Below are 8,429 nucleotides of genomic sequence, written 5' to 3'. Positions count from 1 at the left end.
CTCAAAACCCCCCTCCCTTAAGCCTAAGCCCGGCCGTCTCTTCTAATCCAAACATCAGGTTCATGTTTTGAACAGCTTGGCCGCTTGCGCCTTTTAGTAGGTTGTCTATTGCTGAGTGTATTACGATTTTATCTTCTGCTTTTTCGATATGAATGAGACACTTGTTTGTGTTTACTACCTGCTTTAAATCAATCATTGTATCACTAACATGAGTAAAAGGTTCATCCTGGTAAAAGTCTTTATATAGCCGGTTGCCATCATCTAACGAAAGATCGCAATCAATGGTAGAACTGATATAAATGCCGCGTGGAAAATCACCACGCCAGGGTACGAAGTATAGGCCGCTCTTAGTTTCGGCTGAAGTTGAAAAAGAAGCCTGCAGCTGTTGTAACGATTGGGTGATCTCCTTCAAGTGTTGGTGGGTAAGCGTTTTATAAGCGGATATATTATTTGCTCTCCAACTAAAATGTGTGGTTGCTGATAGGCTTTGCCCGGCACCTGTGGAGCCGGTAATGCCGGTTGTATATATCTCTTTTAGTAGCCCGGCTTTTGCCAGTGGCAATAATCCTAATTGAATAGCTGATGCAAAGCAGCCGGGATTGGCGATATTCTGTGCTGACTTAATTTGTTCTTTATTAAGCTCAGGTAAGCCGTAAATAAACTTTTTTGATCCGAAGGTTGCATTAGCTGAAAGGCGAAAATCCTGGCTTAGGTCTATAATTTTTACACCGTCAACATTATCTCCTTTCTCTAAAAACTTCTTTGCGTCTCCATGACCAACACACAAAAACAAAACATCAATGTTATTTGAAAGATCGGATGAAAATACAAGATCGGTTTCGCCTATCAGATCGGCGTGCACAGAACTTACAGGCTTATTTGCGTTGCTTTTGCTGTTTATAAAAGAGATTTCAACATTTGGATGATTGATTAAAATCCGTATTAACTCTCCACCGGTATAGCCGGCTCCACCAATTATTCCAACCCGAAGCCTTCCCGTTGCTAAAGGTGAGCTTGAGTCTGCACCCGACAAAGGGGAGTATAAAAAGTTATTGAGTTGGTCTCTTCTGAAAAACATACTGTGTTATTTGTTAATAATGGTCTTAGAAAACTTCTGCTTTCTATTTTTAGCTACGGTCATCCTGCTACATCAAATGGTGGCGGTGTGCTTTGGTAGAAGGCTGGGAGAGAACAAAGAACTCTAGCGGAGCTTATTCATTATCCTGTGTCGTCGACCTGCTTCAAGGTGTCGTCGTCCCCCTTCATGTACAATCAGGATTACTTCATTCACTTTCGAAGCGGCCCTGCCTTTGAGTATATAAAAAAGTTGCTGCAATTGCTTGTGATAGTGTAAAAGCTTCTTCAGTACCAAAACTCATTCTTTCATGCTTTACACCGAAACTTTCGTTGTCTAATAAGTTCCAGTCGTCACAATTTTTGCCCCATAGGTACTTGTGTGCATTTAGAGTTGAAAGGACTGTAGGTGGAATTTTTGTTTCGATGTTTTTTAACATTAAAAGTTTTTGACTAAAGTACAGGAGTAGCTGAAGACATTGATTTAGGTACAAGCGTGCGACGCAACAGAAGCAGTATACTACCACTAATGTCCGCTACCAAAATGTTCTAACTCTCTTTGGTACTATCCTTTACCTGGTGCCAAATCATTGTTTGGTTACCAAAGATCTTACTAAATCCCCGGACGTCTTCACCTGTCCAGCCAGAATTCATTTCACCGTATTTACCAAACTTTGCACTCATTAAATCAAACTTCGATTCTATACCTATGATATGGAAATGATAAGGCTTTAATTGGACGAAGACATCGCCTGTGACATTTTTTTGAGTGTTCTGCAAAAAGGCTTCGATATCTCTCATCACCGGATCGAGGATTTGACCTTCGTGCAGCCAGTTGCCGTAAAACATCGCTAACTGGTCTTTCCAGTTTAACTGCCATTTGGTAAGCACATGTTTCTCGAGTGCATGATGTGCTTTTAAAATCACCATTGGCGCTGCTGCTTCAAAACCCACGCGGCCTTTAATTCCTATAATTGTGTCGCCCACATGAATATCGCGACCTATGCCATAAGGGCCGGCAACAGTTTGCAGGTATTGAATGGCTTTTACAGGGGTTTCAAAAGACTCTCCGTTGACCTCGGTTAATTCACCTTCTTCAAAATGCAGTTTAATTTCTTCGGTTCCGGTCTCCGTTACCTGTGTTGGCCAGGCCTCTTCGGGCAACATTCCATAAGAATTTAAAGTTTCTTTACCGCCTACACTAGTGCCCCATAAACCTTTATTGATAGAGTAAACAGACTTGGCGAAGTTCATGTCTACATTTTTACTTTTAAGAAATTCGATCTCTTCTTCGCGACTTAACTTAAGGTCACGAATTGGAGTGATGATTTCGACACCAGGGATCATAATATTGAAGATCATATCAAACCGCACCTGGTCGTTGCCTGCACCTGTGCTTCCGTGAGCAACGGCATCAGCATTTAGCTCGTGCACATAGTCAGAAATATGAAGCGCTTGTATCAATCGTTCGGCGCTTACGCTTAACGGGTATGTGTTATTCTTTAAAACATTTCCGAAAACAAGGTATTTAATGATACTACTATAGTAGCTTTCTTCGGCCTCAACGGCTTTGTGTGTTTTAACGCCTAAAGCATATGCATGGTGCTCAATATGCTTTAATTCGTCCTTATTAAACCCCCCGGTGTTAACAATAATACTATGGACTTCGTACCCCTTTTCTTCGGTAAAATACTTTACGCAGAAAGAGGTATCCAATCCACCGCTAAAGCCAAGAACTACTTTTTTTGACATTTTAGAAACAGGTTTATAAAGATTTAAAAGTGAAATATTACAGGTTGAAAAGAAGGCTTAACAAAAGTTTTGACTTGGCTTTGGTTTGCGGGTCTTTCTTTTTTAGAAGCTTTAGTAGACGGCTTTTTTTTACGTTCATAAAACGTTCGTATAAGTTGGAATTCTCTTTAAAGTCTGCCGCGGTTTCTTCGGGCTCGTAGTGATCAGCAGGATCATAGAGCATGGCTGTGCAAAAACAGTTCTTCCTGTCTTTGCTCATTAGGGTATCGTAGTTAACGCAAGCCTTACAACCTGCCCAGAACTGTTCGTCATCTGTCAATTCAGAATAAGTTACGGGCTCGTACCCGAGCTCGCTGTTTATTTTCATTACGGCCAAACCGGTAGTAAGTCCAAATATTTTAGATGATGGATATTTCTCCCGCGACAAATCGAAAATTCGTTTCTTAATCTGCTTGGCCACGCCACTTTTTCTAAATGAAGGCGCTACAATCAGACCACTATTTGCGACGTACTGATCGTGTCCCCAGGCTTCTATATAGCAAAAGCCTACCCAGGTACCAGCTGCAGTAACAGCAATTACAGCTTTGCCTTCTTCCATTTTTTTGGCCACATATTCCGGGCTTCTTTTAGCTATACCGGTTCCCCTGGCTTTTGCAGAAGATTCCATCTCGTCGGTTATAGTCTGAGAATAATGAATGTCGCCACTATTGGCTACCCTGATAATAATTTGCTGATCCACGTTGATAAAATTAAAGGAATGTTGTAAAGAAGATCGTGCCAAAACAGGTACATCTCGCCTGCTTTAACTATAGAAACATTATAATGTTTCTCAGATACGTGGTCGTCGGATAAGGTATAAGAAGTATTCGGAACCCAAATGATTTACAGCACCACTAAGAGAAGGGTGACTTGCAGAAAGATAATTATGGGCGATAAAATTTTTCAACTCCTAATACAATCGAAAAAATGAATAATTAATTTTGAAGATGTAAAAGTATAATACTTTCAATTCTATCTGTAATAATTTTTTATTAAAAATTTAGAACCCGAATATGATTTTACGGTTACACGAAAACACAACAAAAAACCCTGAAGCCGTTGCAGGGTTTTTTTTATTGAAAGTGAGCCGAATAATTTACTCGTTTGGGGGACGCATTCCTCTCATTTCGCCCATTCCACCACCTCTAAACATCTGTCTCATGGGGTTATTGCCATTACCTGGTGGCTGGGCTCCAAACCTTCTCAAGTTATACGTAAAGCTTATAAGGAAATAACGCGTCAGCACCTGGGTCCTCGTGTCGACTATAGAATTTTGATCTACGGTACGTGTTATGCTTTTGTTCTGGTTAAGTAAATCGTACACGTTGAATTTTAACTCACCTCGCTTATTCTTAAACGTAATTTTTGAAAGGCTTGCATTTAGTAAGGGTATTGATTGATTAAACCCGGCAGATTGTCCACGGTACATCGTATAATTAAAATCGGTTCCCAGTACCCATCCGCTTTTAGTTGCGTAAGTAGGTTCTACCGAGAAAATCTGTATAAAAGAGTTTGCGTTTTGGTTAGCAGTTGTTGCACTGGCACTATACTTTACAATACTATAGGTTGATGTACTAAAGAAGTTAAGATCAAGCCGTTCCTGTAGGTTCATGGTTAATCGAACTGTTTCTCCTAAAATGTAGTTATTGGTAAAGATTTTTACGTCTTGTGCGTTAGGGTTTACCTCTGTATATGTTTTCGTTAAACTGGCATCCCTGTTTACAGAAACGCGTGTTGTGAAGTTGAGGTTCGATTTGGGCGTCTTTATTGGAAAGCCATAGTTTATAAAGCCAGACATGTTGAAACCACCATTAATATTTATCGGTCTCGAAAACTGGGTTCCCGATGTTAAGGTGTCATTCTCTGCAGCTAAAATAATATCGGATCTGGATGAATTTATAATGTTATAGTTACTGATCCTATTGGTGCTTAATCCTCCATTAAGACTTACTAAAAAGTTTTTAAAAGTAGATACATTGAAACTCGAATAATTTAAGTTGACGTTATGGTTGAAAGCCTGCTTTAGACCAGGGTTACCTGTAGTATGATATAGCACATTAGACACTTTATCAAGCACATCCTGCAACTGGGTTATGTTGGGTTGCTGGGTGTTGCCCCTATAGAAAAAACGGAAGTTTTGCGTTCTGTTCTTGCTGTATTGTAAAGCGACTGTTGGAGTTAAGTTGTTAAACGACTGGCCCAGAAACCTCTTTTTTGTAATATTATTGCTTGTTAGTTCTGCGTGTTGAACACCTAACCCAACTGTGTAATTCCACAACTTATTTAGCTGTTGTCTATAATTCAGGCTGACGCGATGAGAAGCATTTGTATTTTCAAACAGGTTCGTAAGGGTAGTATCTACCACATCATATAGCTTACTCGATCTGTTTAAGCTAAAAGTCTTTTGATCTGAATTACTTGCGTTATAATTATAGTTATAGTTTACTTCTAATTGTGCGGTTGCACTTATTGGCTCTGTATAAGAAAGGGTGCCTCCAAAGCTTTTTCCATCTCTGCCCGTAGTACTGGTACGGTCTGTTGTATCCCTGCCCCTGGTTGTTGAATTATAACTTAGGTTATTAGAAGTGCGGTCGTTTGTATTTAACCCTTGTGTAAGATTTAAACTTAGTGTACGCCCGCGCTTCTGAAAGCGGTGGCGGAATAGCATCATATTGTTTAAAGTATAACCGCTATTGTGTGAATTGGTCCTGGACTGAACGTTGTTAAGGGGGACAAGCTTGCCTCTTGTTACCCGTGTAGAGGTCTCACTTGAATTATCTGATTCCTGCATGCTAATATTAGGGCGTATAAGCAAAGAATTCATAGAGTCAAAACGGTGCTCTATTTCAAAATTTGCCCGCTGGTTTTTATTGGCATTAAGTGACGAATTGATGTTGCTGTTAAAAGTAGAGGAGTCATTTGTATTAAAAGTTTCAGAATACCTTTCAGAATTATTATTTGTTTTTACATTATTATAAAAATAACTTCCATTAGCGGTTGTCTTTTTGCTCCAGGCATCATTATAGTTCAGTCCGCCGGCAATAGTGCGTGAAATGCCGGGTTGACTTGAAACGATAAAATTGCCTGCGCCTCCTCCTCCGAAGTTACCTCCACCTCCACCACCAAAATTGCCACCCCCGCCTGCACCCCCACCACGGTTTCCAGCACCACCAGCTCCCCCGCCCCGATTGCCGCCGCCACCTCCGCCACTATTTGTAGCTCCAAGAATGTCTTGCATTGAGAAGTTCTGGTTGTTCACATTATTCGCCTGCCCGATAAAAGACAATTGTTGGTTGCCATTAAAACGGTTTACACTTAAGTTAGCAGCGTAAAGACCCTTGTCTCCTGCTGCAATCGTTCCCTTTCCAAACGCACCTTTGCGCCGGTCTTTTTTAGTGATAATGTTAATTACTTTTTCCCTGTTTCCATCATCAAAGCCGCTAAATGCACTTTGTTCGCTTTGGGCGTCTATCAAAGCTATTTTGTCTATCATATCGGTGGGAATATTACGTGTAGCCATTTTTGGATCGTCCCCAAAAAAACGTTTTCCATCTACCATTACCCTGGTTACTGTTTGTCCCTGGGCCGTTACAGCTCCTTCCTTATCCACTTCAACGCCGGGCAATTTTTTAAGCATGTCCTCCGCTGTACTGTTGGGCTTTGTCTTAAACATGCTTGCATTAAACTCGGTTGTATCTCCTTTAATGGTTATAGGCGAAGTGCGTACTGTAACGTTTCCCAGGTCGGCGGGTAACAAAGTCATGTATAATGTTCCTGGGTTATAGTCGGGCCTTTCGGCATTGACAGTAAAGTTTTTTTGTATTTCAACAAATCCCTGGAAGGTTACATAAAAGATATAAGAACCATAAGGAACATTTTCTATTGTAAAGCTTCCGTCTGCTTTAGATAAGCCATACTTAACAAGAGAGGAGTCCTGCGGGTGTAAGATAGAAACGGTTGCGTCTTTTAAATTTTGGCGAGAAGTGGAGTCTACCAGTTTTCCTTTTACAGTGCCTGAAGTTTTTGATTGAGCCATTACAATGGCCGAAGCAAGCGATAACAGAAGTAATAAGAAAACTCTCATTGTAGTGATTTGATTATAGTTCCTAAAATTGGAGGATATGTAATGTAGTTGAATTCATTTCTTTAAGAAAATGAAAACGGTAAAAAGGGGCTGTTGATGGACAAATCAAAAGAATGGCTAAAAAAGAAAAAGTTGTGCAAATTGCTAGTTCAAGACTTTGCATGAATACAAGTTTTTGCATTTTTTAAAACCTTCTGTGCACGGCCAATCTCTTCTGGCGTAGATTTTCAATTCGACCGTCTTTTTAGTGGGATGGTGGCTTTAAAAAATAAGGAAGAGCCAAAAAGATCATTGGTTGAACGGAGCGTCGCAACGATGTTGCTATGAAAAAACGGGAGTTGAATAAAAGATTGATATCAAAAAATAAGGGTTGTTGAGACCGGCACATAAGCGCTACGAAGCTTTACTTGCGTCGCACACTTGTACATTTTTTCAAGCCCAAACAAGACTCCCCCTCCGAAAAAGCGTGCTTTTAAATTGAACGTTGATAAAGCATCGATTCAATCAAAAATTACTATGTATTTTATACGCAAATAAAAAGATTTACTTTAACAGCGGAATTTACTTTCAGATTGCTATTATAAAAAAAGAACAAGGAAACTAACGACTTATGAATACAACTGATGCTATAAGCCCTCTCCTAAGAAAGCGAAGTGGTCCATTGATAGCCGATGCTAAATCTTTGGTTGCCTCTTATCCGGCTGTACCAATAACAGTCGATTGCGTTATTTTCGGATTTGAGGAAAATGAGCTGAAAGTATTATTAATTAGAAGTGACCTTCAACACTTTGAAGGGAAATGGTCGTTATTAGGAGATATTTTAAAGGAGACAGAAGAACTGGAACAGGCAGCTTACAGAATTTTATTGCAAAGAACCGGCATGAACGACGTTTTTCTGGAGCAGGTAAAGGCGTTCGGAAGCCCCAACCGACATCCCGGCGGTAGGGTTATCACAATTGCTTATTGCTCTCTTCTTAACATAAAACACCACGAACTTAAAATTTACGATAACGAGCTGCACTGGCACAATGTAAAAAACCTGAACGACATGGCTTTTGATCATAAGGAGGTGGTGGACGAAAGTTATCACTGGCTTCAAAAGCGTATACAGGAGCATCCGCTGGCTTTTAACCTGTTGCCAGAAAAGTTTTCGTTGCGCGAATTACAAAATTTGTACGAAGTAATACTCGGCGTTGAACTTGATCGTCGCAATTTTCGCAAAAAGTTTTTCTCCATGGATTTTTTAATTGACCTGGATGAATATGAAGAAGACGTTCCTCACCGTCCGGGAAAGCTATACAAATTCAATTTCGAGAAATACGAAAAGAATAAGAAAAAGTGGTTCGCAATTGATTTTTAAAAGCGAAGACTTCAAAAACGTTGTATTCTAAATTTAATTCTCCTTTTTTTTTGGCAACTGAAAAAATTACTAATATTGTGTAAAACTTACACATCCTAAATGTGCATTCTAACGAAACCC

General features: G+C 40.0%; 7 protein-coding genes. 1 reads left to right on the top strand and 6 read right to left on the bottom strand.

What is annotated here, in order from left to right; translation table 11 throughout:
- Window position 1: 1 nt before the first annotated feature.
- The 6 genes from argC to JWR87_RS18140 all read right to left on the bottom strand — a co-directional run bounded on the left by argC (window position 2) and on the right by JWR87_RS18140 (window position 6,949).
- Window positions 2–1,078 (bottom strand): N-acetyl-gamma-glutamyl-phosphate reductase, encoded by a 1,077-nt coding sequence (gene argC, locus JWR87_RS18160; protein WP_297822886.1) that lies wholly within the window; start codon window positions 1,076–1,078, stop codon window positions 2–4.
- 123 nt (window positions 1,079–1,201) lie between these two features.
- The gene (locus JWR87_RS20320; RefSeq protein ID WP_366090962.1) at window positions 1,202–1,336 is read right to left on the bottom strand and encodes a hypothetical protein; all 135 of its coding nucleotides are present in this window, start codon (window positions 1,334–1,336) and stop codon (window positions 1,202–1,204) included.
- On the bottom strand, window positions 1,284–1,514 hold the full coding sequence (locus tag JWR87_RS18155) for a hypothetical protein (RefSeq protein ID WP_297822884.1): 231 nt from the start codon (window positions 1,512–1,514) through the stop codon (window positions 1,284–1,286). The genes JWR87_RS20320 and JWR87_RS18155 overlap by 53 nt, the downstream gene beginning before the upstream one ends.
- 109 nt (window positions 1,515–1,623) lie before the next feature.
- On the bottom strand, window positions 1,624–2,826 hold the full coding sequence (locus JWR87_RS18150) for an argininosuccinate synthase domain-containing protein (RefSeq protein ID WP_297822880.1): 1,203 nt from the start codon (window positions 2,824–2,826) through the stop codon (window positions 1,624–1,626).
- Between the two features lie 37 nt (window positions 2,827–2,863).
- On the bottom strand, window positions 2,864–3,565 hold the full coding sequence (locus tag JWR87_RS18145) for a GNAT family N-acetyltransferase (protein ID WP_297822878.1): 702 nt from the start codon (window positions 3,563–3,565) through the stop codon (window positions 2,864–2,866).
- 396 nt (window positions 3,566–3,961) lie between these two features.
- Entirely contained in the window at window positions 3,962–6,949 is a 2,988-nt protein-coding gene (locus JWR87_RS18140) for an outer membrane beta-barrel protein (RefSeq protein ID WP_297822875.1), read from the bottom strand.
- 610 nt (window positions 6,950–7,559) lie between these two features.
- Here JWR87_RS18140 and JWR87_RS18135 point away from each other — a divergent pair.
- Window positions 7,560–8,309 carry an NUDIX domain-containing protein gene (locus tag JWR87_RS18135; RefSeq protein ID WP_297822873.1) on the top strand — a complete coding sequence of 250 codons (750 nt, stop codon included), beginning with the start codon at window positions 7,560–7,562 and terminating at the stop codon, window positions 8,307–8,309.
- Window positions 8,310–8,429: the final 120 nt, after the last annotated feature.

Origin of the sequence: Segetibacter sp. (genome assembly GCF_025963695.1) — a bacterium.
Lineage (GTDB): Bacteria > Bacteroidota > Bacteroidia > Chitinophagales > Chitinophagaceae > Segetibacter.
The sequence above is the reverse complement of the archived record's forward strand: the minus strand, read 5'-3'. Positions and strand labels throughout refer to the sequence as shown.